Genomic DNA, 25,117 nt, shown 5'->3' with positions numbered 1-25,117 from the left:
GGTTTTATATGGCTATTATTCTGACGCAATCCTTTCATTCCCTGAATCTGTACTTCCCTTTGCCGTGTCCGGATACCGGCTCAATGACTCTGCGCTCTGTCATCTCCTTCAGAAGTTCCGATGCTCTGGACGGCTTGATATCAATTACTTCCATCACATCTGCACGTCCGAAAATCGCCTGACCAGGAAACACCTCACGAAGCTTGCGAATGTGACTTGCCGTTTTCGGTTAGAACGTTTTCTCAATGTCCGGTTATGAAGCGGATGATCTTCCCCCAGCAGAAGATTTCTTAAAATTTGATAAAAAACACCGCTGTTGTTCTGGTATTGCCCTCTTCGAATATATGAATCTGCCATAATCTCGAAATAAATACCGCAAGGTGATGAATGATCTCGTCCATTGAAAGATTCCTATAGGAGAACCTTTTCTCTTCGGAGAAATCATAATCCAGAGTTTCCCGCAGTTCCGTGGCACTGCCATAGATCACTGTTCTACTTATCTAACAATAGCATCGGCTGTCCTTTGCTGTGTGTTACTTTACATTCCATTATACTTCTTCTTTATCGTCCGAATCAATGCGCAGGGAGTAGTTTCATTCGTCTTTACATTCCATTATGCTTCTACTTTATCGCGTGCTTCTTACCCATTTGAATACTATCCACCTTTCTTTACATTCTATTATGCTTCTACTTTATCGCGTTTGGTGTTATTGGTATTATCGTCTTTATTCCTTTACATTCCATTATGCTTCTACTTTATCTGGTGGATCAGACAGCGATATATTAATTCATCTGCATTTACATTCCATTATGCTTCTACTTTATCGGATAGGTAAGCTTCTGCAGAAAGGAGAGTGAGCACAATTTACATTCCATTATGCTTCTACTTTATCAAAGCGCAGAAAACGGGAGTGTTAAGCCAAGATACAATTTACATTCCATTATGCTTCTACTTTATCTTGGTGTCAGGTAAGGGGAATCCAGTCGGGATCCTATTTACATTCCATTATGCTTCTACTTTATCTATACTATGTTATATCAATTTCTATTTGAAACAACATATTTACATTCCATTATGCTTTTACTTTATCAACTTCGGGCAGACACTAATATGACACTGACAGACAAATTTACATTCCATTATGCTTCTACTTTATCGAGATATCATCGGTGGATACGGTGATCTGTACCTGATTTACATTCCATTATGCTTCTACTTTATCAATGGTTTCCTGTAACGAGTAGTTATATAGTGATCATTTACATTCCATTATGCTTCTACTTTATCTGGCTTGCATCGCCGTGTAGTACCGGTTGATTCCAAATTTACATTCCATTATGCTTCTACTTTATCATGCCGGAACCCCTCTGATTTTTTGTAGTAATACTGATTTACATTCCATTATGCTTCTACTTTATCGGACAGCGGCTTTAAGCAGACTTCCAAAATGGCCATTTACATTCCATTATGCTTCTACTTTATCTGGAACCGCTGAATTTGTAGAGCCGTTGAAATATATTTACATTCCATTATGCTTCTACTTTATCAATTATACAGCAAAAACAAGTATGAGAAAAGTGGAATTTACATTCCATTATGCTTCTACTTTATCAGTTTCCGAGAAGGAAAAACAGACGGAATATTTCAGAATTTACATTCCATTATGCTTCTACTTTATCGGTTATGCAGACTGTGGGGAATCGTCACAGCGACAGCATTTACATTCCATTATGCTTCTACTTTATCAACGTGTCTTACAGAACAATCCATGCAAAATTTAAATTTACATTCCATTATGCTTCTACTTTATCAGCAGTTTCGTTTATTGCTTCAGCAAGAGAGTCTATATTTACATTCCATTATGCTTCTACTTTATCGGGAATAACAATTCAACTTTTCCTGCCTTATATCTTCATTTACATTCCATTATGCTTCTACTTTATCAGATGTGTCCTTAAGCCCGAAAACAATTGAAGAATATATTTACATTCCATTATGCTTCTACTTTATCGGAAGGACAGCATTGTAGATCTCATGTGCGAGAACAATTTACATTCCATTATGCTTCTACTTTATCGGAATTATTGCGGCCGTAGTTGCTGGCGTAGCGCTTTATTTACATTCCATTATGCTTCTACTTTATCGTGAGCAGGTAGACCATGTATGCCGGGACGGAAAATTTACATTCCATTATGCTTCTACTTTATCATGTACAGGTCGTCGAACGTACCGGCTTGTATCACTATTTACATTCCATTATGCTTCTACTTTATCGAAGCCGCTTCCCCGAATTTGGTTAGTTTATTGCTAATTTACATTCCATTATGCTTCTACTTTATCTTTTGCAGGCAGGGTTTACAGAATCGAACCTTCAAAATTTACATTCCATTATGCTTCTACTTTATCTCTGCAGCTCCACTTCCATTGTCGTACCCAAGCCATATTTACATTCCATTATGCTTCTACTTTATCTATCTACGGATGCGGAATACGCCGAGGAGAAGCCCATTTACATTCCATTATGCTTCTACTTTATCAGCGCAGAGGACATTCGGGAGCGGTCTTCTAAATGTATTTACATTCCATTATGCTTCTACTTTATCGGGATCTATAAAATTCATAAGATTCCCGATCCGCATTTACATTCCATTATGCTTCTACTTTATCGGATCTCATAACTCGATATACCGTGGGAATAATCTATTTACATTCCATTATGCTTCTACTTTATCGCCGACGATTTATGTCTTATTAGTTGGCGGTATAATTTACATTCCATTATGCTTCTACTTTATCCAGAGCGTCTTCTCGACAATCTGTATACAGAACTCATTTACATTCCATTATGCTTCTACTTTATCCAGGGGCGACAGCGTGACCGCCGTCCGGGTTGCAGTATTTACATTCCATTATGCTTCTACTTTATCTCGTGCAAATCGTCCTTTTTTATTATCATGACTCATTTACATTCCATTATGCTTCTACTTTATCTGCTGCAGTTTTGTTAAATGATGAAATACTTCAAAATTTACATTCCATTATGCTTCTACTTTATCGATCACCGGCTGATCCTGCAGGAACCGGTAACAGATTTACATTCCATTATGCTTCTACTTTATCGAATCATTGCAGAGGCAAAGTTAAGTGCCATTAATAATTTACATTCCATTATGCTTCTACTTTATCGAAAAAATCATAAGAGAAAATAAAACAGATTATAAATTTACATTCCATTATGCTTCTACTTTATCGCAACAGAAGCTGGGTGTCACTGTTGATGGATATAATTTACATTCCATTATGCTTCTACTTTATCCGGAGCGCACCATGAAAGATACCGGGTTTGTATTATATTTACATTCCATTATGCTTCTACTTTATCGCAAGACATCATACAGAAAACGCCAGGAAAGCTAGATTTACATTCCATTATGCTTCTACTTTATCGGCAAAAGCGTTTGGTAACACACCAAAGCAAATGTATTTACATTCCATTATGCTTCTACTTTATCCAATGGCTATCAGGAAGCAGAAAGAGTAAGGGCATATTTACATTCCATTATGCTTCTACTTTATCAGTGCTTCAAGTTGTTCCTTCATACTCGGTATTGAATTTACATTCCATTATGCTTCTACTTTATCCAAGATGTGATAATACATGCTGGTGATTATTTTCATTTACATTCCATTATGCTTCTACTTTATCTTAGTGTACTTTGAGTATACTTTCTTTATATTTCAATTTACATTCCATTATGCTTCTACTTTATCCGAATACATGAATTACAGTATTATGAGGAATCCATATTTACATTCCATTATGCTTCTACTTTATCGCAGGAAGCCGTGAGAGCAGCACAGGCGAACCTTCATTTACATTCCATTATGCTTCTACTTTATCGGCCGCAGAAGAGATGGAAGAGATTGCAAAAAAGGATTTACATTCCATTATGCTTCTACTTTATCGACAACAAAAGATAGTTCAAGCTATTTCAAGATGTATTTACATTCCATTATGCTTCTACTTTATCTTCAAGACAGCTCGCTTATAACCATTTGCATACGCATTTACATTCCATTATGCTTCTACTTTATCTACTTTCAAGAAAAATTTTGATTATATTTACTATTATTTACATTCCATTATGCTTCTACTTTATCAAAGCTTGCCGTTCGTTTAGAAAGTGGGTGACTTTAATTTACATTCCATTATGCTTCTACTTTATCGCTATCACAGAACTAAATGAAACTTTCAAAAGCCTATTTACATTCCATTATGCTTCTACTTTATCGGCAGAAGGCTTCTGTATCGGAAAGTATGCTGGTTAATTTACATTCCATTATGCTTCTACTTTATCCCAAACGTAAATGCGTTCAACCGCTGCACTGCTTTCATTTACATTCCATTATGCTTCTACTTTATCTGTTGTTGTTATACAGCTTTCTCCATGCGGATCTGATTTACATTCCATTATGCTTCTACTTTATCGGAGTTGCATAAGGTAAAACAAGAGATACTAAGGCAATTTACATTCCATTATGCTTCTACTTTATCGGTATTCAGGAACTATGATGTCGGTTCTGAATGCGTCATTTACATTCCATTATGCTTCTACTTTATCTCGTTTCTTTTTTCTCCCCTCATTTCCTGCACTTCAAACCTGCATTTTGTCCACCTTCTTTTCTCTTCATATTTCTACTCCAAAATCATCCTGTTCAAAACCTCAAAACACAAATTCTCCTTGGCAGCCCGCGCTTTGTCTACCTACCGGAAATTTTACACTATTTTCAGTCGACAATTACAAAAAGTTGCTCGTCTTATCGTCATCCACTCCCCAGAATTCCTTAGGAATCCACCTTTCATTCCTGCATTTAAAAACAATTAATGAATCTCTGTCCTCCCGGATCACTTTATTAAGTTCCATTTTAAGTTTTAAGAGTTGTGATTCGGAAATCTCTCCTTCAAAAACCGAATTTTGTATATGCATCAAATACTTCTTACAAGTTTTAAATGTCTTAGACAGTACTTTCGCGCCGCCCTGATCACTCTTTATATCATATACTAATATTACATACATAACAATCCCTGCCTACCACCATATTTTAAAGGGCTCATATTCTTTTTCTCCCAAAAGATGCTTGACCATTTTATAGCATTCCAGTCTCATCAGATATTGATACGAAACGGTCTTATTTAAGTCTTTATGTTTTATTGTCTTCTGCATTCTGGCATCCAGTTCCGCCACAATCGTTTTTGAAGCATTTTGAGACAAATGGAGATAATTCAACCCCTTAGTAAAGCTTTTTTCTGTAATCTGTTTCCTGTTCAAAAGAGAAAAAATCAGACGATCTCCCAATATCGGCTTAAATATTTCCGCCAGATCAAGACTTAACGAAAACCTTCTGTCTCCTGGTTCATGAAGATAACTGACAGTAGGGTTCAGTTGCGTCTGGTAAATCTCACCTAACACTTTTGTATATATCAGTGTATTCACAAAGGATATCAGCGTATTAATCATATTATCCGGCGGATTTTTAACCCTCTTTTCAAATTCAATTTCCTGATCAATGATAACCGGCCATGCGCTGTAATAAGTCTTCCTTATATTCCCCTCATATCCCATCAACTCCTGGATATTTTGTGCTTTAGGAATTTGCTTCCGCATATCTTCTATTGTATCCATATACGACTGCACGTCTTTTCCTCTTCCATTATAATAGCGCAGGTTCCTGTAAATATTGTATGAAGCTCCTTCTATAAATGCTTTGGCCAGTCTCATTCTTTTTTCATAATCTGTATAATGCTCCACCTGACTGACGAGAAGATTACCGGAAACTAAATGTTCTCTCGGATAAAAACTTCCGGTATAGAAACTGTAATAGTTAAAAAAATGCACTGGAATACCATACTGCGAAAGAAGATTGACCAGACTGGTATTGAATGTCATTTCAGACATGACATAAATATCATGGATCTGTTCAATCGGTAAATCCCTCCTGTCATCGTTTTCATCTGTAAAAGTAAGTGTGTTATCTTTTCGCCGCAAAGAGCCGTTATTGTATATATAGTAACTTCTTTTCATTGCCAGTGTCCTCCCTCTTCCATTTCATCTCATTAACAACAGTTATTAAATAAAACAAAGATCAGAATACGCACACGACTTACAAATATTCTTTTTCTTCAATTCCGGCGGTGTACCTGCGTTTACAATTTTCCTGATTTCCTTTAATTTCATCCTGATCTCTTTTTCGTCCTCATCTGTCAGTTCAACTTCCAGAGATTTTTTCAACAAAGGATAATCTATCCGCGCCTTGATTCCTGGTACGCCTTTCTGTTTTAAATAGAATAAATAGTATTTTACCTGAAGAATCCCCGCCTCTTCTATCTTGCGGCTCTTTTTGATCTCATGCAATATCCCGCTTGAACGGATGAAATCAATATTAATGGCATTGTCAATATTAATATGTTTCTCATCTCTTTTATATGTTTCTTCATCAAGAACCTTTCCGATCTTTACATTCTCGCTCTCCTGCTCCAATTGTATTCCATGATAGAAACACCACAGTTTCCGTTGGCATACTTCGTTATAATATACCATAACACCCGTTATCTCTCTGTCCACAATATTTCCCTCCCGAAACACACATTAAAGAATGACGCCTATCCCTGTTGAATCTTGAAAATTTATTTGATGAAACCCTGCCTCATCATACTCGCATTCCATTACTGGAACCTGTTCTCTTCTTCCAAGCTTAACAGAAGCAAATGAACACGTCTTCCCCTGCCGAACCGCCGACTGATACTTTGACCAGTACCAATAGGGGACACTTAATGTATACTGCATGATTTTTTCTTTCTCTTTCAATCTTTCCATATAAGTTCCTTTCATATCTGATGCTTTTTCTGCCGCAATCTCAATCTCCTGTCTGTTCTTCTCGTATATCGGGCTTGGAATTACTGTTTCAGATATAATATTTCTCAGATCAACTTCATTTTTTTCAAATTGATACGGATGTATCCCTTCGATCCATGCGACTCCATCATATTTCTTTATATACTCACTCATCCGGACATTCTCAGTTGTAAAATACTTATCGATCAATTCTATCTTCCGTACTTCACTGAGTATCCCACTCACCTCGTTCAGCGCTGATTTTGACAGTTCAAATAAGGTTCTGTCAATAAATCCATGTGGTGTCCCGGTCAAATGCTCTGCGTCAATTTTTGTATATACAAAACAGTTCGGCACCTCGATTGATTTTACTCCTTTCCGGTTACATCTACCCAATCTTTGAAACAGAGAGCTAAGTTCATAAAGTTCTGTAAAAAGATAATCAAAATCAATATCCAAACTAGCTTCTACAAGAGAGGTTGAAATCCAGATACCTAATCTGTGGTCAATTTTCCTCTTTTCATCATAAGTCTTTCCAAAATCCAGGATTTCTTTTTCAAGTATCGCTCTCTCCTTGCGTATAAACCGGCTATGAAGGATATGCACATCCTGCTCACCCAGATTCTCCTTCAGTTCTTCATACAGCTCCTGAGCTTTTCGTATCGTGTTGCATACAACCAGGATTTTCCCGGATTCTCCTGACTCACAGTTCTTGCGGTAAAATCCTTCAATTTCTTCTGCATTAATTTTCCGATCCCGAATCTCCAGATGATGACGGATAGAGTCATTCACAAACGTAGCAATATTTTCCTTTTCAAATGGAATGTTTTCCAACAGCAGATCTTTAATAAACGGCGGCAGAGTTGCAGTCATAATCGCAACTTTTCCACCCATACTGATGATTTGCTTCAATCCAGCAATCAGATACCGCAGCAATTCCGGATCATACATCTGGATTTCATCAATAACAATTCTGGAAAATGAAAGAGTCGTCAGTTTCAGTTCATAAGTCTGATACTTAAAAACAAAACCAAACAGCTGATCAAGGGTAGATATACTAAGCGGCATGGACAAATGCTTTCCCCGGCTTTCATATTCAAGCAAATCGATATTCCCTTCCGATTGTTTTGAATAATACTCCAACGATTCCGAATGGAGAACAGCCAGCCGCGTATCAAGATCTTGGTTGAGCAGCATTGTTTCTTTCACTCTGTCATACATTGCATTGATTGCCGTTCGCACCGGAAGGATAAAATAGCCTTTATGATTTCCAATCCATCGAAAGCCGGCCTCTGTCTTTCCCATTCCGGTCTGAGCTATTGCGATCACGTTTTCATTTTGCCTCTCACCACAGAACATCTGCAGTTCATTCCAATCCGCATCCGGATCATGCTGACGCCACATCGTCCTGACATTTTCCATTGAAATATCTAGAAAATCATTCGGATATTCTGAAATGTATCCGCCGCTTGCACTGTAATCGCATAGATGCAAAAAGCCTTTAATTTTAATCGCAACCGGATCTGTCGCCATCTTTTGGATCCTGTTTCTCGTGCTCCGCTTATTAATATCGTTTATACAGAATCCTTCAAGAAGAGAATGGATCAGATCTTTGTTCTCATCCATAATTTCAACGGGATCTCCATAATCATGATGGTAAAGAATTGCAAACAAACCCCGGTAGTATGCCAGCTTTGGATCTTCAAATTCGTTGAATTCATCTGGATTTAAAAAGAATCCTGAAAGAACATTATGAGGGATCTCTTTTTCCGGGTTAAACATTACGCGATGCCCACCTTTCGCCTTTTCAAGTCTGTTTTGCATCTCTGGATTCATCTTTCCATCATCATGATGAATGCAGGCAATCTCTACCAGTCTATATAACTCATCATCTTGTAAATATCCATATGCTTTCATCCGTTCCAGTTCTGTTAAAAGCTTTTTCACATGCTCTTCGATTGTTTCATCCGGCTTAGCCCAAAATGTCCCATCTTTCATATCCTCTTGCTCCTTCGCTTGCATACTGGTCTGTTGCAGTAAAGGCAGCAGTTGTCCCCTGCTGCCTTTAGTCTCAGAAAAAATTGACAATGTAATTTTTATCCCCGTCTGTATCCAGATACAGGCCATCGCCAAATCCCTCTGCTGAATATCCTGATACATACAATGCTCTTTTCTTCTCAAAAATACGTTTCCCATCTGTGACTTTATAGTTCTTGTTCAGGAAATAGAGGGTTCCGCCCGATTCACCTTGCTTTTGGTCCAGAAATATTTTTTCGTCAACCACCAACTTTCTGTCTACATAGGCAGAGTAATCGCTTTCGATTTCTTCATCCAAATCTTCCTGGAGTTCGACAATCTTTGCCTCTTCAAGAGAAATAAAGTCCTCACTTCTCCCAATGCTTGTAATATCAAACCTGTGTTCAAGAATATCATTCAAAATCTCATCCGAAGCCCGAACATGAATGATAAGTTCAATATCATCCAAAACCTCATAAAACTTCATAGATTTTGTCAAAGTCCTGAATTTCGAGATTGGAATCGTATACCTTTCATTTTGAAATTGCTCCATTCTCTCTTTCATCAGTTTCTCTGCAGCTTTGATTTCTTTCTCTCTTCTTTCTACTTTACAAAACTGTTCACTTCCTTTTTCCAACACTTTCTTTTTTTCAGAAAGAACCTTTTTTCTTCTTTTCAGAAGCGTCATCACAGGATTAAATCTGTTTTTCTTAAACTCAGAGATTTCATCATTTAAATCTTTTAACGCTCTGTATTCATCCAGCAGTTTCTGATCGTGTACCTGGATGGTTATTCCATTCCGGAAGCTGTTTCCTTGTGGCTTTTTCGCACTTGCCACTCTGTCATAGGCATTGGAAAGCATGTCTGCATTTCTCATCTTCACCAGGATTCCCCTGTCATCCTGCGTGGAATTCAAAAAGCAGTAGTCTGTATATGGCTCTCTGTGCATAGAACCATATCGCCCCTGGATACTGATGTCCATCTCTTTATATTCACGGTATCCGCATGCATTATGCAATGCGCCGATCACAGTTGAAAACGGCGGAAGCGGATAGGTCATTTTATTATCTACAGTTTCCTCGCGCTTATAATTGGCACTGGACTGATGAATCACCAAACGCAGCGCTTTCATCTGCATCACCTGCTTTCCTTTTATTAAACGCCATAATATGCTTTTACATCTTCGACCAGTGTGTTAAAGAATCCGGGAACTGACATTGGATGAAGTTCTTCTTCGATCTCATTCTCATTCAGAAATACTTTGCTCTTAAGCAGGCCTGCGTGATAACCCTGCGCGATCTTTTCTTTCAGATCTTCTGACATCAAAAGCCTGTCTTCCTCTACATGCACTACATTTTCAAAATAATGTGTCTTTCTTTCACTCAATCCGCCAACAACAAACACCGGCTCTGCATTATCCAGATTTCCCTTGACTACAAGACTCAGTGTCTCTACTGCGCGCAGAAGAGCTTCTATTCTCGCCGCCTTCTCTTCCGGCGAAGCTTCAGCGTCAAAGTTTTCATCCTTCCCCACCATGTCCAAATCTACTGTCATGCTGTATACTTTTAAGGATTTATCATACTCATACTGATATGGCATTAATCCCACGCCATCCGCATCGTTCTGGATATTCTTTCCCTGCGCCTTTGCATAATTGCCCGCCAGATAGAGGTTATTATGGAAACGCGTCTCATTTACAAAGCTTTCACAAGCGATCGCGTCTGTAAAATACACAGAACTCTTTCTCACATATGTGGTTCCTTTTGTACTCATATATCCGCCTTCCAGCGCACGGCAGGTAGCAGCATTTAATTCTGGTGTTACCAGCTTCTGCGTGGCGCCATCCACTTCCGTCTGAAGGTCATCATACATGCCCGCCTGGACCATAACCGCATTCTTTAAACTTTCCCGGCTCCTGATCGTATAGACCTTTCTGTTTTTGAATACTTTCTGTACGCTGGCGATATTCCCCAGGCCTTCTGAATAATTGGATGTCATGTTGGCAACTACCGTTAATGTGAGTGCATTCTTTTTCATTATTTTATCCCTCCTGCTTGTCTTTCACTTTTTTATCCGTTAAAGCATTGATAAATGTATATACCACATCTTTATTTTTTTCAAAATCTTCAAAAAGGTTATATACAAAATCAAATGTTACACCACTGTAATTCGATAATTGCAATAATATCTGGCAACATCTGTCATAATCTTTAAACACGACCGCACTTGTCAATTTTTGACGATATGCCTTATATTTGTTTTCCGGAATTGTTTTAACAACCTCTTTTGCGCAGGCGTATGCCCCTCGCATCGCTTGATTCATGCTTTCTCCACCTCCACAGATTAAATTGTTTACTCTGATCAACAGCGAAACCAAATATTCTGAATCACTCTGGATATCACGCCTCATATCCCGTTTTAAGAAAAACTCGATAAGCTCATCTGTCCGTACCAGATTCAGAATACATTCCGTCACCTTTTTCTGCACATTAAGATAATAATTATCATTTATTTTGACAGAAAAGCAAAACGGCTCATTAACATTCAACTTCCTCAAGATTTTGACGCTTTCTTTCCGCACATACATAGTCTCAAAAAATTCTGCGTCTCGCTGCTTTGTTATGACCTCCACGCTGTAATTCAGAAAGTCTGCCGTTTCCTGAATTGTTTTAAATAATACCTTTCTTGCATTTTTGTTTTTCTGCTCTTCCATAACCTGCATCTGAACTTGATTTCTCAGCGTCTCATTTGTATTGACCAATTGTTTGAGAGAAAAATTGTCATTGACAAAAAAGACTTCCCTGTCTCCCCAGAATGCAAATGGTATGAAGTCAAAAAGCGGATCATCTTGTGAAACAAAGGTATTCACATCAAAATTATAAGCTAATGCTTTTGTCTTCCTTCCGCCATCCACGTAATAACCCCACAGCCGACAGCATATTCCTCTCTCTTTAAACAACTGACCAGGATTCGCAAAGTTCTTATATAAATTTGATTTATTCCGGAATGTCTCCCGAATCAATACACTGCGGTTTTCCTGTATCAGTTCTCTGATTTCTTCTGTATTTTCTCCGTCAAATTTTATCTTTCCGAATACTTTTTTCATAACGGAGTTTCCTCGCAGAAGTTCATTAATCCGTTTTATCTCATCTTCCGACCAGTTATCAAGATTCATATACTTTTCCAGTTCTCTGTGTTGAAACTGATCTTCAAAATAACTTTCTGCAAATTTCAAATACCGATCTTCCGTTATATCCGCCGCATTAAATTCCAGATAATTGTCGGAAAGTTCATATTCCAGTTCATGTTTATAGTAAGTAAAATATTTGTACAATCCCACAATTGCGGCAGAATAACGCCAATCCAATGCCTCCAGACATGTGTCAAACTTTTCATTAGCCTTATTCAGCGTCACCTCTTCCTCCTCCCCTCAATCATGCTTCTGACAGAACATCTAGCATCCCGTATCCCATAGAATGTTTCGATCCGAATCCCGCCTGATAAAAATATTGTAAAAGTTCCGAATTTCCATGCAATTCAAAAACTCCGCAAGTACAGTCAACCAGAATCCCATATTGTTTTACTAAAACTTTCCTGCAGCGAATTGGTTCAAACTCTATCTTCTCCCCATCTTCTTCCTTAAATCCGGCATTCACAGCCTGATATTTAAGAACTTCTTTCATCTGTTCAGAAAAGCCTTCATCTCTAAATGAATAAAAACGGTCCTTATTCGTCTCTTTATTGTGGCTTCGGATTACAAACCCACCGCCCACAGTAGTTCGGAACAAAACTCTGTCTGATGTGATCAGCTTCTCTGGAATTTGTATGATTTTCTCCAATTTCATTGCATTTCCATCCGGTAAGGGGAAAACTTTCCCTTTTGCCTGGAGGAATGCCTGAAAGAAAATCAACCCTGTTTTCTTTCTGTCATCTGCCGAGAACATCATTTTCAGACTATTTTTTTCAAAAATAATAATATTCTCTTGAAATTTAGGACCAGGAAGAACTATACTGAATGTATAATCTTTATTAGGTGTACCTTCAAAATATTGATTATAGAATCTTCCATCTCCACTTTTGGACAGACAATTCTTTAAGAAAGAAATCCAGATACACTTATTGTCAACAGGCAATTTGGGATACTTAAGCGAGAAACTTAATTCTAATCGCATCTTACCGCACTCCTTTCTTTGTTCATATATTACCATATTTACTATTTGTATACAATTATTTCATTAATATAATTATTATAGGGTTATTTATATATTTTTAGATGATTGTCATTGCTTTTCTTTAGTCCGACTAGTATAATGCAAACATAGTTCCAAACTGGAATGTAAAAATAATCATTATTTTAATTCTATCAGTAGTACCATATTGGATTACAAATAATATATTTACCAAGGCAGTCGGGGGACGTGCTCCCACCCATTCCGGGTCTTGCGGAAGGGGGTGGTATCTATGAGTACATATGAAGAATTTCAGATCATCATATCAGTTGCTTTACTGATTATTGCTGTACTGAATTGCTTTAAAGATGACCATAGAAAATAGCCGTCCTACCCTGAGAAAGTAAACGGCTATTTCAGATAACTAATATTTTCGCCGGGGTGGGTGAGGTGTAGTCACCTTCCGGCTGTCTTGTTAAATATATTATAGGGTAAGATGGACGTTCTGTCAAATGTAATCGGAATTCCCTCTGTGCCAATTCTACCCCGCAGACTGTACTGCACAGTGCCATCATGCTAGATTAGTTCCCACTTACCCACAAAATGAAAACTCCGGGAACCGGAACCTGTCTCCCGACAAGCCCCGACTCCCGGCTCCCTTGTTTTCTTCAGTTATTTTATCTCCATACTATTCTTTAGCAAAATTTTATTAGTCTCTCAACACAAACCTCTGCTTCGCATCCTGCACAATCTCTCCAGTCTTCCATCCATACTTCAGTCCTCGTTCCGCCGCAGCAAGTAATGCCGTACTGCTTCTTGCATACCCCATTGTGCGAATCGTAGTTTTTAACAGACTGTTTTTATCCAACGCTCCCTGCTCCTTCTATGAACGAAAGCATTAATCACTGCCTCTCGAAAAGCATCATTCTCAAATAATGGAACCTCTTTTCTCTCAACAGCACGTTCCCTTTCATCTGCCTGAATAATATTCAGCACATCACCATAACGCAATACCTCATCTAGTGAATACAATAGACACTGATTGCCAAATTCACGCACAGAATACATATTATCTGCTTTTGTCGGGCCGGAGAAAATTGCTACCCGGATTGGTATATGTGAATTGTCAGATAATAGCTGTGCCAAAATATTATATTTACCGTCTTCTGTATAGAAAGACAGGTTCTTTTTAAAGGTATCCTGATTTAGTTTTAACCCTTTCGCTCCATAATAAATAAGCAGTTTTTCAAATGTAAGTTCTTGATAGTCTGACGGAGTATTCTCTATTGTTGGGAAACCATGTCTGAGTATTTCAAATAGAAAGGCTTCTTTTTCCGGATATTTTCTTAAATTTTCTTTGCTTGAGCCTATACGAATATACCTTTCTCTTGCATAAGATGCAGGTACAGATTTTGCCGCCGGAATAGTTAAAAGAACAATCCTCTTCCCTTCTATTAACAGCTCTTCAAATGTAAAATTAATATCCGGACTAAACTGCCTTGCAAGATAGTGCTTTAGTGGCTCATGATTTATATCTTGATTGCAATTAAAACTGGTTCCCACTATCTCATGGCTTTTATCATTAATGTCTTCTTTTGTCCTCTTTTCAATTTTGCGAAACTTATTGTACCTTATCATATGTGCTTATCTGTCCCATGTCCTGCCGCAGTATCGGCTCTTTTTCCGTTCGTGGGCATAGAAAAAAGACAGCCGTTTTTCCCGGCTGTCCCTTGCAGGCAGTTTGTTCGGTTTTGTTGTGATAAAGGGCCTTTTTGTGCGGACCTGAAAACAGCCCTGTGCAGCAGGTATGGCGCTAATGATTATCTTTCCTTCATAATGATTTTTTCCGGAGCAACATTTTCCGTTATATAGGACTCCATCTTTTCATAGCCCGTCATAAGGGTTTCCACCGAGACATGTCTGGACTTTGTATATATGGTCGTTTTGTTCAAGATCCCTATCCCGGTGTTTCGATTAACCCTGCGTACCACTTCCCTTATGCTGTCGTAGCAATAACTTCCTCTCAGCGTGCCGACACAGCCCGTCCGGTATGCTCATAATACACAAGAACCGCAGTTCCATTTCCTGTCTGGCTCATCATCGTATAGTCATCTGCTGATATTTCCACACGGGTCCTTAATCCCTGAGAATCCGTCCCCATCAGATAATAATGATGCGAAAAAATGCTGGTATGCGCTTGTGTTTCACTTACTTCTATATCTGTCAGCGTGACCGTCTTCGTACCCGACGCCAGATCAGCGGCAAAATCCTTCGTAAACCACATGCAGACTGCCGCACAGAAAACCGCGATGATCACTCCTGCTGTTTTGTTACTTTTTTCCCCTGTTTTCCAGTTATGTATGACCCGCACGACCACATAGATGCACACGATCCATATGACGGATATATTGCAGAATTCATCCAGTAACACCAGCTCTCCTGTCTTAGGCAGAAGCAGACCGGCAACTATGACCGCCAGTACAAGAACACAGAGAATGATCTCATATTTTGTTATTTTTCTTCTCACTTTGCTCATGATTCGGTTCCTTCCATTAGACTTACAAGATCATTTCTCCATGAAAATTCCTTTGCATAATCAATGCATGCTTTCCCAAAATTGTCTTTTTCATAGATATTTGAACCGTGATCTATTAAATATTGATATACCGGCATAGCCGTCTCTGTCGGCAGCTTTACAACAGTAATCGCATAATTAAGTGGAATTGCCCCATATTTGTCTTTGGCGTTTATGTTCACCCCAGCCTCAACCAGCAGCTGAGTTACTTTTAATATGTACTGTGGATCGGGCCTCATAACCGAAAAGTAAAATATATGCAGTGCATTTCTTTGATCTTTTGGACTTTTAAAGTTAACATCCGCCCCCTCAGATATTAAAAATCGAATCATCTTTATTTTTTCATCTGTATTATGGTCATTGACAAACACTAATTGAAACAAACTTAATCCTGTATACTTATTGAACAGATTCGGATCTCCTGTATAAAACTTCAAAAACTCCGAATAAGTTCCATCTCTTACTACATCAAAAATGTCTGTAATCCTCATAAATCTCCCTCCTCAAATCATTCAATCTTTCTCAATAACTTTATCGTCCGTTTCCTGCAGATACCTTTCTGCATCAAAGTGTGCTTCAATGATATTTTTCAGGAATTCAGTTTCTACAACTCTGTCATCCTCATACAGTACAATTTTCGCCCCTTTTTTCTGCAGCTCCTCAATGAGCTCGTTCATATGCTGCAGCCCCTCTATGTTTTCCAGACTGCATATATCGATATAGCCATTATTACTTAAGCATTCTCTTATTTCGGAAAGGGAGCGACTCAGCATTTTTCTGATCAGAGGAATATATTTCTTTTCATTTCCATCTTTAGAGACTTTAAACTTTATTTCACTCATAATGTATTCTCCCGGTCTGCTTCCCACTGTTCCATCTTCTTTCTTGTCTTCTCAGTCCACCATACTTTTTCGTCAACTTTTTTCAAATATGACGGCATTCTCTCGATACATTTCTGCCGCAATTCTCCTGCATCTTCTATAAGATCCGCAAGACCCCCGCTCTCCTTCTCCGGTTCTTTTTCTTTCAGATACTCTGTGTAAACCTCCCTGAATATACCGCTGAGTTCTTCTGTCTTTTTCCCGTCTTCCTGTCCTGGGAAAATATGATAACAGGACCAGAGATATGCGTTAAGTTCCCGGATTTTCGGAACACTAACCTGAACTCCAAGGTCAATTTTCACCATATCACCGGTCGCATAAAGGAAAATCACCGGTGTCGTGTCCCGGTTCATTATATTGCCGGTTACTTCAGCCCCTCCTAAGATCACAAGTTCTTTTGGAATATATCTTCCATTGATCCGGAGCCAGTGCGCACTTTCAGCAATATCTGTCCACCGCAGTGATTCTGTCTTCAACTCAGTGATCGTCTCAAAATTTTCGTTTTCGAGCAGTTCCTCCTGCTCTTCTTTTGTAAGCCGCCTGTTCAGAGCGGGCAGACTATGGTATGTTGTTCTGTAATATCTGAGCAGGGGCGGCAGCGTCAGGACTGCGCCCGCCAATGCAAGAACACTCGCCGCCAGCGATGGAATATTCTCCGGGTGCGACAATATTCCGGCGAAGCCTGCGAGCGCCATCAGACCCCATGCACACAGGGCCAGGTTTTTCTTAATGGGGTATCCTCTCCGCCATTCTGTTTTTCTCAACTGCTTCATTACTTTCCCTTTAAGTCAGACTATATCTTCTCTTCCTCTTTCATGACTTCTATACTTACAAACAGGCGGTCAGGTAAAAATCCCGCCGAAAGAAAATATATAAAAGTGGCACATGCGACAAGAATTATTATCTTTGTATTTAAGATCACACCTGGATGAAAGCAAAACCATAGAGCAATTCCGTACAATCCCCCTTGAAAGATCAATTCAGCAACAGCACACAAAAAATATACTTTACGTTCCTGATCTGGTTTTTTGCAGAGAATTTTTATCGTGCAAGTTTCATTACGGGCACCCAGATATTTTTTTAACTTTAATTCTTTTCCAGCTCTCCATATATTATAAACAGCAAAAACTACGAGCAGCAAAGTAAGAATAAAAAACGGGCCTTTCACTCTTCCTTCTATATTTACCTGCTGTGATATCCATCTTGCCCCAGTGCAGAACAATATTGTTAAAACCGGACTCCAAAATATAGAAAGCGAATTTATTCCGCCTCTTCTTTGTAATACTGCGGCCTGCTGTTCAGTCAGAATATATGCTTTCTTTTTGAAAAAGCATATAAAAATACCTGCAAAGACCGAATACCAGTGCGGCAGCCAGTCAACAGCGTACACATTTTCTTTATACCTTATCAACTTATAGCGGAAATTATTTGTCGCGCATAAAGCATTCTTCCAATCCATTCTCTCCGGCATTATTTTCCCTCTGACAGCTTCGCAATTTTATCTATCTCAAAGAGTATAGGACTTTGATAATCCGTCGTTTCGTCAGCAAAACACCGCGCTATGCTGTTCCAGTGAATATCAGGAAGTTCATTGATATTATCGCAGGATATGATCTGTAACATAACGTCATATATTTTTTTGATTATTCCCGAATACTGTAACTGCGTATTATAATCGGAACGGAGTATCTGTATGACTTTTTCACAATGCCGTTTTATCTCTTCCATATGCTCTTCCCCATCATACCTTTATCTATTACGATAAATAATATCTTTTCCACATGTCCTGGTCAGTTCAGACAAAATTTCTTTTTCATACCCTTTTTCCACATAAAAATAGCAGCCAGACTTATTTTCTGATCTTAAGTTACTTCCTGTATATGTTACCGTCACCGATCCGATAAAGTGAATACAGCAGAGCTGATCGCTGAAGTCTATAGAATTCAACTGTCCTGTAGGTATTTTATACACTGCATTGCCCCCATTCAGGCTGCTGATCTGCCGATATATAATAGTTACCACATCCGGCTCTATACCTATCTCCGCCTGTACTATCTCATAGTGTGCTCTTGCAGAAGGTCTCTGATTATAAGTCAGCACAATAAAAACGGCAAGAAAATATTCAACAGAATCCTGAAAATAAAACTTGCAGGTTTCGGTTTTACATATAGTTTACTGTTTATAAGATATGTATTTTCCATTTTTATTCCTTATTAATTTCATTAAAGTCGAAGAAATTTATCTCCTTCACCTTCATAATTCCACTATTTTAACGACGCATAATTCTTTAACCTCTGAATAAGTTCATCATTATTTTCATATGCCAGAAGTATCTTCATCTGAGAATCCTCATAAAATCTTCTCTGACTTCTTGTCCAATCTATCTTCTTCGTCGTTATATCGTGGTACACCGTCATGTTTCCCTTGCCTATAATTGTCGCCACATGAACCGCATCATCAATAGCTATTACCCGCACGTCCTCCCGAAGTATCTGATAAACACTCACAGACGTCTCAAACGGAGTTTCTACATCATGATACCGGAATTCTATCCCTTCATCAGCGATCAGTATAGACTCCTTCTCTTCAATAGAAAATGGTTTTCCACATTTCAGCACTGCCTTGATCCCCATGGATTGTCCTATAAAAAAAGGAATGCAGCCAAACCCAAAACCCGAACCGATTCCTGAAAGTAATCCCTCTGCAAAAACATCTGTTCCATATGTCAAACAGCCAAACAGAAGAGAGAGAACTAGAAAAATAATCCCCCCTAAACTTTTTAGAAATATAGCTGTAAATCGTCTTATTTTATAGCCATCCTGGGATTTTGCCCACTCTTTCACATATTTATTTTTCAATTTTTTGTCTATATTAAATACTCTCCGCATACTTCTCCCTTCCTATACAACTCTGTATCGTCAATGACTGACTCTATATCTGCTTATCTTATTATTCTCCCGTCTCCCAGTTCTGTACTACCTGATGAAGCCTATTCTTTACTTCTGAGAATTCTCTATAATATCCATATACATAAAGCGGCATATCCGATACTATATAAAAATCCATATCTTTTTCCGAATCCCTCATACTTCATATCAAAACGGACAGACTCGTATACCGTAGTTTCATGAACATTCGGTACATATTCCAGAACAAAGCTCTGATCCAAAAAGAAACATCTCTCAGCAACCCTGCTCATAAGTACTTCACGCCCTCCTGAAACTGCAGCCGCACGGGCAAGAACAGCTGAAATAATCATTTTCCTGATTTGCGATCTGCTATGCATTCTTTCATCTATTTTTCCCTGCACTTCTAGCGTATTTCCTCTACATCAGAAGCAAACCTGAATTATCGGGCATATAAGCCTTCTTCGGCTTTATCGGATTATATTTGAACATGATCCCCTTCACTTACATTACCCAAGGAAACTTTAGAACTCATTCCCACAGGAATTTTCCCAAGTTTGTGCGTTTTTATTACCTGGTATTTCAATTGCTCTGTTAATTTATACTTTTCACCATCAACAGAATACTCTACTGTCAGGAACCATACATCTCCATTCCATCTTTTCTTTATTACTTTTCCTTCAGTCTCCTGCGTACATTTTTCTTTCTGAATAACTTCGCAATAATAGTCGGAAGCATCAACGCTATTATCCTTTACATAAGTTACATTGACATGATACCCGATAGTATGATCCCCAAAATTATGATCACTCCCCCGAGTAAAAAGAATATTGTTGCGATAACACTTTGAAGCACCCGATCAAACGTTTTCAAATATGATTTTTCAGGTTTGCCTGTATTATACCTCACCTCGCATTTTTTCTCGGGATAAAAAGATCCATTATTAAGCCATTCCGATTTTGCAACATATTCCACGCCAGAAACCACATATTGATATCGAACTCTTATCGATTGTTTCCCTGTCCCCGTTGAACTTTCATAATCGAGTATGACTCCTTCTGCCTTCCCCCGGTATTGATATGTTTTGATAAACTTTCTTACCCCCATTATGAAACCAACAATTATAAAAATTCCACCCAAAATCCAAAATACAATCATACTTTCTCCTTACCACGACCATAACTTCCCGGAATAATGCTATCTTAATGAAGAACCTCGTCTAACCACTTCATAAAAATTTCGCTTGAATCTGTCCCTGTCTTTGCGGAACAGATACTTTCATATTTATATTTCGTGTCTATTTTACCACTTTTACAGTCATAGATCATTTTTAATTCTGTGGGGACAGGTTTTCCATAGTGTATGCATATTTGTTTTATCTTCTCCAGATCCGATTCACCAAGATCCAGGAAATCCCATATCGAGTCTGTATCGGCAGCTATATTATTTGTTGTTTTAATCTGACCGTCAATCTTGAAAAATGCATTGAAAGAAATACTGCTTTCTTCGATGGAGCCATAGGCATAAACCTTATCAGCCCTATTGCCCGCAAATTCGACACATAATGAAATAATCTGTGACTGCGCATCCATAAATTCATCTTCAAATTCTCTGTCCATTGCGTCCTCCTTTGAAACAATACTCATTTTCCTCTAACTTCCGCTGTGTTCTCCTGACAACAGCATTTCTCTCACTTCATCGTACTCGTCCGGCAGCACCTGCGACAATAAGCCGGATGCCTTTACACGGAACACCGTTCCGTCATCATATTCTACAGCCAGCACCATATACTGGGGATCTGTAATTTCCTCTTCACCCGTTCCGGATTCCCAGCCAAAAACACCATATTTGTCTAACGCCTCAACGATCTGCTGTCCGTCCGCATAATATCCGGCCTGTGTCTGGTAGAGATCATCAAAGAGATACGCATCCGACGTTTGATACCGTTTACTATCCAGTATATCGTAATATACACATTCTGTACTTGTATTCTTATTTTCCATAAAAGCAATGGCATATACATTCTCTGTAAAATCAGACGTACGGTTTTCTATGTCGTCTTCAAGGAGATAACTCACATCGGCCAGGCCGTCTTTACGGTCCGGTTCGTATTCTTCCAGAAGCAAAGGTATGTTGAGCGTATCCACATCTTCTTCCGTGATGGCGAAATCTTCAATAAACTGTTCGAGATCAGCTCCGCGGTACTGTTCTTTTGTAAGTCCTGCCGCCCGGATCAGTTCTTCCGGAGTGATCAGCCTCTGTTCCGAATACATCTCTTCCCCGGTTTCTGTCACATAGATACCCGGTTTCTGATCCAGACTCCAGAGAAATTCGTCCTTGTTAAAAGTTTCTTCCGTAGTGATCTCTATTGCAGTAAGCCCTTCTTTATCCGGTTCTTCTCTGTGAAAAGGAATATAAATATATGCTATTTCATATTGTGCTTCATCTGTAATAACTGAATATTGACCTCTCAATTCCCGCCAGATTGTTTTTCCGTGTTCACTTTTTTCATGGGAACTTGCATTTCCTTTCCAGCTTTTACATTGGCCTTGAAAAAATTCTATAAATTCTTCTGCCTGTTCAGTTAAATTTAACGTACTGTCCTTAACATATTGTGAAAATAATTCTGTCAGTGCTTTTGCATTTTCCTTTTCTGCGCAATCGATAATATTTTCTATCATTTCATCCGCTAATTCTTCATCGGAGCGATATTCATTGGATGATCCTCCCCTGAAAACGATGCATCCGCTCAGGCTGCATACAAGAGCACAGCATACGATAAGCGGTAATACTTTCCTCATAATTTTTCTTCCTTTCAACTAATACACTGTCACTTTCCCGCTCCCGGAGATCGCGCACTCTGCCTCTTTAGTATAGACATCTTCCCGGAGCTTGTCCTCATAATCGGATCTGTCGATCTGCTGCCATGCTTCGGACTCTGTCATACGCAGATAAATCCCCGCCGGTACGCCCTGACAGTTCTCTGTCAGCCAGTCCGGCACAGCCTCCAGAAATATCTCATACTTTTCTGAGCACAGGGCGTCGTCCATAAAAATATACGTCACAGCGGAAACCTCGTTCAGAACCGGTTCTTCCTCTGCCGGGCTGCTGCCGCCATTCTTTATTTCCGTATAAATCTTTATCCCTTCGGAAGGCAGATACTGCTCCGCGAATGCGCGTACCTGCTCTTCATACGCGGGGCGCATCAGAATTGCTCCGTAATCGTCTTCATACCGGTACAGCCCGTTTTCATATGTACGGTACACCGTCACAATATCCGATTCATCCCCCTGTTCGGGATATACCTTCAAATGCTCCTGTTCGATCGCATCTCCCGGCGCGTAGGATACATAACAGAATTTCTGCTGATATTTTCCTTCCATCCATGTCAGCATATCCTCAATTGACGTAACTGCGCTCTTCTGTGTGTCAGTCAGAGCACTGTAGTCTGCCGGAAGGCCTGTTTCCCGCATAATTTCCTTCTGCTGCTCATCCTCTCCTGTACTGACATAGCTTTTTTCCCACTCATCCGGTCCGAAATTGATCGCCTCATCCGGTAATGTTCCCTCTACGACCGTTGCACCGGTATGGCAGTTTACAATTTCAGCATGGATATGCCAGTCCGGATTTCCTGTCTCCATAATGCCTTTCAAAGCATAGCTTGTGGTAAGCGACAGCAGAACTTTTGCCTGCAGGATGCCGTCTATGTTTTCGTCGTACCTGTACACCACTCTGCTGTAATCTTCGTCCAATTCACAGGAATACGAAGGATCAGCTTCCACCATATCATCCATTACTTCCCTGATATTGTCTTCATGCATCTGTATCAGCGTTTCTTTCTGCTCCGTCGTCACTTCGATTATCATATCATCCCCATCCTGTCTGACGCTGGTGCAGTAGTCGCTGAATGCTTCTATATTATCCTGCAGATCCGAACTGGAAAACTTAATCAGCGAAGCCGGTATGGTTATTTCCTCCGTCTTTTCATCCGCAGCATCCTTCCGGTCTCCACTATTGCCTCCGTGATTTTTTTCCGGTATTGCTCCGCATGCGCTGCAGACAGATATTACGGCTGCTGCCATTCCTGCAAGCACCGGTCTGTAAAACCTTTTCATAACTAAAGTCCCTCCTCAAAGATGCCGGTATTCGGCTTATCTCTTCCGTGTCCCGTCCGGCTTATATCCCCCTGTTTCAACAGCCTCTTTTTGAATCAAGTATAACAAGAAAAGGCTGTAACTTCAACGAATCTCAGAACTTATCCAGGGATTTCGCTTTTATATAGATTCCCCTTTTATAAATATTCACCTGCGCTATTTTCCCTTACCAATTCTCTTTCCCCTTGTCTTGTCATCTTTTGGGACAGAAAGTATCCTATCTGAAAACCTCCCCTTTTTCAGACTCCACAACCCCTTATTCTCTTTTTTGAATTTCTATCCCCCTTCTATATACAATATCCAACATAGATTCTCTGCCTGCAGATCATCCCGAAAGATTCGCGTTACACTTTTCCTTGTAATCTTGCTTCTCTCAAATCCATGGATCCGCCGGTACAGATACATTTCCCGTATGTTAAATGCTATCAGCATTAATAGAAAGATCACTTCCACTGCTTCATGACAGTAACAATGGTCTGCATGATAATAAGTCTTTAGCTGATGGAATGCATTCTCTTCAATATCCCATCTCCCGTGCAAAAGATGTCACTGACGGAATAAAGCCGTGTCTCAACAATCTGTTCCTCCGTATCGTCATATTCATCTGTCGTAGGTGTTCCATCTGTATAGAGATTAAATGCAATACGGACAATCTTTTCGCTCCCGCTGGTCTGCCATCCTTCCTGCAGACACTCCGGCTTTATAAATCCCGTCTCAAAGTCATAGATTCGGTTTACATTTCGTCTGGTATCTTCTGACAGTCCCATGCAGTAAACCAGTGCTTTATGGTATGTGTCCTGATACCGACATTTTGGAAGATAGGTGTGATAAAACTTCTCATGTTCCTTGTTCTTAAAAGTAATGTTTCTTTTCTTGCTCTTTTCTGCTCCTAACGCTGTGTTCGTAAGCGCCAAATAATACCGCGGTAAAATTTAAAATTACCCCAGCCCTTTGCGAGTTGGAGTAATTCACTATAATTCACATGCGATTTTTGATAGATTGGAGTTTTTCACTCCAAGGTGCCAGCTCTGCAAGCTGTTCATCGGTCATATCTTTATCTGGCCGGTGTTCCAGCAGAAATTTAAGATATCCATAAATATTCAGCCCATGTGCTTTTGCCATCTCAACCATTGTGTAGGTCACTGCACTGGCATTCGCTCCCTCTACGGAATTGCTAAACAGCCAGTTCTTCCGGCCTACTGCAAATGGTCGGATCGCATTCTCGCTGAGATTATTGGTAAAGCTGCACCGCCCGTCTTCCAGATAGGTCTCCGCTGTATCACGCCGGTTGAGAACATAATTAATGGCTTTATCCATCCGCGTATTCCGGACAGGCTTCTGCTGATCGAGCCACGACCAGAAAGCCTCCAGAACAGGTTTTTCCTTCTCGAGACGCAGCTGCTTCCGCTTTTCATAATCACCGGGATACTTTTTGTTAATGGAGTCCTCAATGGCGAATAACCGGTTGCAGTACTGGACTCCCTGCACTGCCGGCTGGCTATAGTCATACTGTTTTCCTTTG

At 39.5% G+C, this 25,117-nt stretch carries 27 protein-coding genes and 1 CRISPR repeat array; all 27 genes read right to left on the bottom strand.

The features are described from left to right. Positions 1–34 precede the first annotated feature (34 nt). On the bottom strand, positions 35–193 hold the full coding sequence (locus BKD12_RS17455; RefSeq protein WP_330385508.1) for a hypothetical protein: 159 nt from the start codon (positions 191–193) through the stop codon (positions 35–37). 97 nt (positions 194–290) lie between these two features. Then, on the bottom strand, positions 291–488 hold the full coding sequence (locus tag BKD12_RS17450; RefSeq protein WP_330385507.1) for a Fic family protein: 198 nt from the start codon (positions 486–488) through the stop codon (positions 291–293). Positions 489–536: 48 nt separating this feature from the next. Then, positions 537–4,623: direct repeats of the CRISPR family, unit length 30 nt; unit sequence ATTTACATTCCATTATGCTTCTACTTTATC. A gap of 177 nt (positions 4,624–4,800) precedes the next feature. After that, complete coding sequence (gene cas2 / locus BKD12_RS00765; RefSeq protein ID WP_070087490.1) at positions 4,801–5,079, bottom strand: CRISPR-associated endonuclease Cas2; 279 nt, start codon at positions 5,077–5,079, stop codon at positions 4,801–4,803. 12 nt (positions 5,080–5,091) lie between these two features. Beyond that, the gene (cas1b, locus tag BKD12_RS00760) at positions 5,092–6,084 is read right to left on the bottom strand and encodes a type I-B CRISPR-associated endonuclease Cas1b (protein ID WP_070087489.1); all 993 of its coding nucleotides are present in this window, start codon (positions 6,082–6,084) and stop codon (positions 5,092–5,094) included. 45 nt (positions 6,085–6,129) lie between these two features. Next, the gene (locus BKD12_RS00755; protein WP_070087488.1) at positions 6,130–6,624 is read right to left on the bottom strand and encodes a CRISPR-associated protein Cas4; all 495 of its coding nucleotides are present in this window, start codon (positions 6,622–6,624) and stop codon (positions 6,130–6,132) included. A 24-nt stretch (positions 6,625–6,648) separates the two neighbouring features. Next, positions 6,649–8,892 carry a CRISPR-associated helicase Cas3' gene (gene cas3, locus BKD12_RS00750; RefSeq protein ID WP_242872681.1) on the bottom strand — a complete coding sequence of 748 codons (2,244 nt, stop codon included), beginning with the start codon at positions 8,890–8,892 and terminating at the stop codon, positions 6,649–6,651. 73 nt (positions 8,893–8,965) lie between these two features. Then, positions 8,966–10,048 carry a CRISPR-associated protein Cas5 gene (cas5, locus tag BKD12_RS00745; RefSeq protein WP_330385506.1) on the bottom strand — a complete coding sequence of 361 codons (1,083 nt, stop codon included), beginning with the start codon at positions 10,046–10,048 and terminating at the stop codon, positions 8,966–8,968. A 17-nt stretch (positions 10,049–10,065) separates the two neighbouring features. Further along, positions 10,066–10,947 (bottom strand): type I-B CRISPR-associated protein Cas7/Cst2/DevR, encoded by an 882-nt coding sequence (cas7i, locus tag BKD12_RS00740; protein WP_070087487.1) that lies wholly within the window; start codon positions 10,945–10,947, stop codon positions 10,066–10,068. Positions 10,948–10,951: 4 nt separating this feature from the next. After that, positions 10,952–12,325 (bottom strand): type I CRISPR-associated protein Cas8a1/Csx8, encoded by a 1,374-nt coding sequence (cas8a1, locus tag BKD12_RS00735; RefSeq protein WP_070087486.1) that lies wholly within the window; start codon positions 12,323–12,325, stop codon positions 10,952–10,954. A 19-nt stretch (positions 12,326–12,344) separates the two neighbouring features. Further along, a complete protein-coding gene (gene cas6 / locus BKD12_RS00730; protein ID WP_070087485.1) occupies positions 12,345–13,082 on the bottom strand; it encodes a CRISPR-associated endoribonuclease Cas6 in 738 nt (245 codons plus the stop codon). Positions 13,083–13,788: 706 nt separating this feature from the next. Next, entirely contained in the window at positions 13,789–13,947 is a 159-nt protein-coding gene (locus BKD12_RS16800) for a hypothetical protein (RefSeq protein ID WP_176730896.1), read from the bottom strand. Further along, positions 13,926–14,717 (bottom strand): ATP-binding protein, encoded by a 792-nt coding sequence (locus BKD12_RS00725; RefSeq protein WP_083262771.1) that lies wholly within the window; start codon positions 14,715–14,717, stop codon positions 13,926–13,928. The genes BKD12_RS16800 and BKD12_RS00725 overlap by 22 nt, the downstream gene beginning before the upstream one ends. A 385-nt stretch (positions 14,718–15,102) precedes the next feature. Then, positions 15,103–15,615, bottom strand: coding sequence for a hypothetical protein (locus BKD12_RS00720; protein ID WP_070087484.1), 513 nt, complete (start codon positions 15,613–15,615; stop codon positions 15,103–15,105). Continuing rightward, positions 15,612–16,145 carry a hypothetical protein gene (locus BKD12_RS00715; protein WP_070087483.1) on the bottom strand — a complete coding sequence of 178 codons (534 nt, stop codon included), beginning with the start codon at positions 16,143–16,145 and terminating at the stop codon, positions 15,612–15,614. Before BKD12_RS00715 ends, BKD12_RS00720 begins: the two co-directional genes overlap by 4 nt. A 21-nt stretch (positions 16,146–16,166) precedes the next feature. Continuing rightward, positions 16,167–16,496, bottom strand: a complete 330-nt coding sequence (locus BKD12_RS00710) for a hypothetical protein (RefSeq protein WP_070087482.1) — start codon at positions 16,494–16,496, stop codon at positions 16,167–16,169. Next, a complete protein-coding gene (locus BKD12_RS00705) occupies positions 16,493–17,308 on the bottom strand; it encodes a hypothetical protein (protein WP_070087481.1) in 816 nt (271 codons plus the stop codon). Before BKD12_RS00705 ends, BKD12_RS00710 begins: the two co-directional genes overlap by 4 nt. A gap of 20 nt (positions 17,309–17,328) precedes the next feature. After that, a complete protein-coding gene (locus tag BKD12_RS00700; protein WP_070087480.1) occupies positions 17,329–18,006 on the bottom strand; it encodes a DUF443 domain-containing protein in 678 nt (225 codons plus the stop codon). Next, positions 18,006–18,263: a hypothetical protein gene (locus BKD12_RS00695; RefSeq protein ID WP_070087479.1), complete on the bottom strand. Its 258-nt coding sequence runs from the start codon at positions 18,261–18,263 to the stop codon at positions 18,006–18,008. The genes BKD12_RS00700 and BKD12_RS00695 overlap by 1 nt, the downstream gene beginning before the upstream one ends. Before the next feature lie 21 nt (positions 18,264–18,284). Further along, positions 18,285–18,557 carry a hypothetical protein gene (locus BKD12_RS00690; RefSeq protein ID WP_176730898.1) on the bottom strand — a complete coding sequence of 91 codons (273 nt, stop codon included), beginning with the start codon at positions 18,555–18,557 and terminating at the stop codon, positions 18,285–18,287. Between the two features lie 242 nt (positions 18,558–18,799). Then, positions 18,800–19,393 carry a hypothetical protein gene (locus BKD12_RS16795; RefSeq protein WP_176730897.1) on the bottom strand — a complete coding sequence of 198 codons (594 nt, stop codon included), beginning with the start codon at positions 19,391–19,393 and terminating at the stop codon, positions 18,800–18,802. 155 nt (positions 19,394–19,548) lie between these two features. Next, the gene (locus BKD12_RS16680; RefSeq protein WP_141736919.1) at positions 19,549–19,845 is read right to left on the bottom strand and encodes a hypothetical protein; all 297 of its coding nucleotides are present in this window, start codon (positions 19,843–19,845) and stop codon (positions 19,549–19,551) included. A gap of 358 nt (positions 19,846–20,203) precedes the next feature. Then, the gene (locus BKD12_RS00675; RefSeq protein WP_070087475.1) at positions 20,204–20,599 is read right to left on the bottom strand and encodes a DUF3592 domain-containing protein; all 396 of its coding nucleotides are present in this window, start codon (positions 20,597–20,599) and stop codon (positions 20,204–20,206) included. A 44-nt stretch (positions 20,600–20,643) separates the two neighbouring features. Then, positions 20,644–21,060: a hypothetical protein gene (locus BKD12_RS00670; protein WP_070087474.1), complete on the bottom strand. Its 417-nt coding sequence runs from the start codon at positions 21,058–21,060 to the stop codon at positions 20,644–20,646. Between the two features lie 33 nt (positions 21,061–21,093). Further along, on the bottom strand, positions 21,094–22,242 hold the full coding sequence (locus BKD12_RS00665; protein ID WP_070087473.1) for a DUF5104 domain-containing protein: 1,149 nt from the start codon (positions 22,240–22,242) through the stop codon (positions 21,094–21,096). 18 nt (positions 22,243–22,260) lie between these two features. Next, a complete protein-coding gene (locus BKD12_RS00660) occupies positions 22,261–23,556 on the bottom strand; it encodes a hypothetical protein (protein ID WP_070087472.1) in 1,296 nt (431 codons plus the stop codon). A 533-nt stretch (positions 23,557–24,089) separates the two neighbouring features. Next, positions 24,090–24,509 (bottom strand): DUF6075 family protein, encoded by a 420-nt coding sequence (locus tag BKD12_RS00655; RefSeq protein ID WP_070087471.1) that lies wholly within the window; start codon positions 24,507–24,509, stop codon positions 24,090–24,092. Between the two features lie 64 nt (positions 24,510–24,573). Then, positions 24,574–25,117, bottom strand: a 544-nt coding sequence (locus BKD12_RS00650; protein ID WP_141736918.1) for an IS66 family transposase, incomplete at its 5' end; no start/stop codon positions are given.

The organism is Merdimonas faecis (genome assembly GCF_001754075.1).
GTDB lineage: Bacteria > Bacillota > Clostridia > Lachnospirales > Lachnospiraceae > Merdimonas > Merdimonas faecis.
This window is presented reverse-complemented; position numbering and strand designations above follow the sequence as displayed.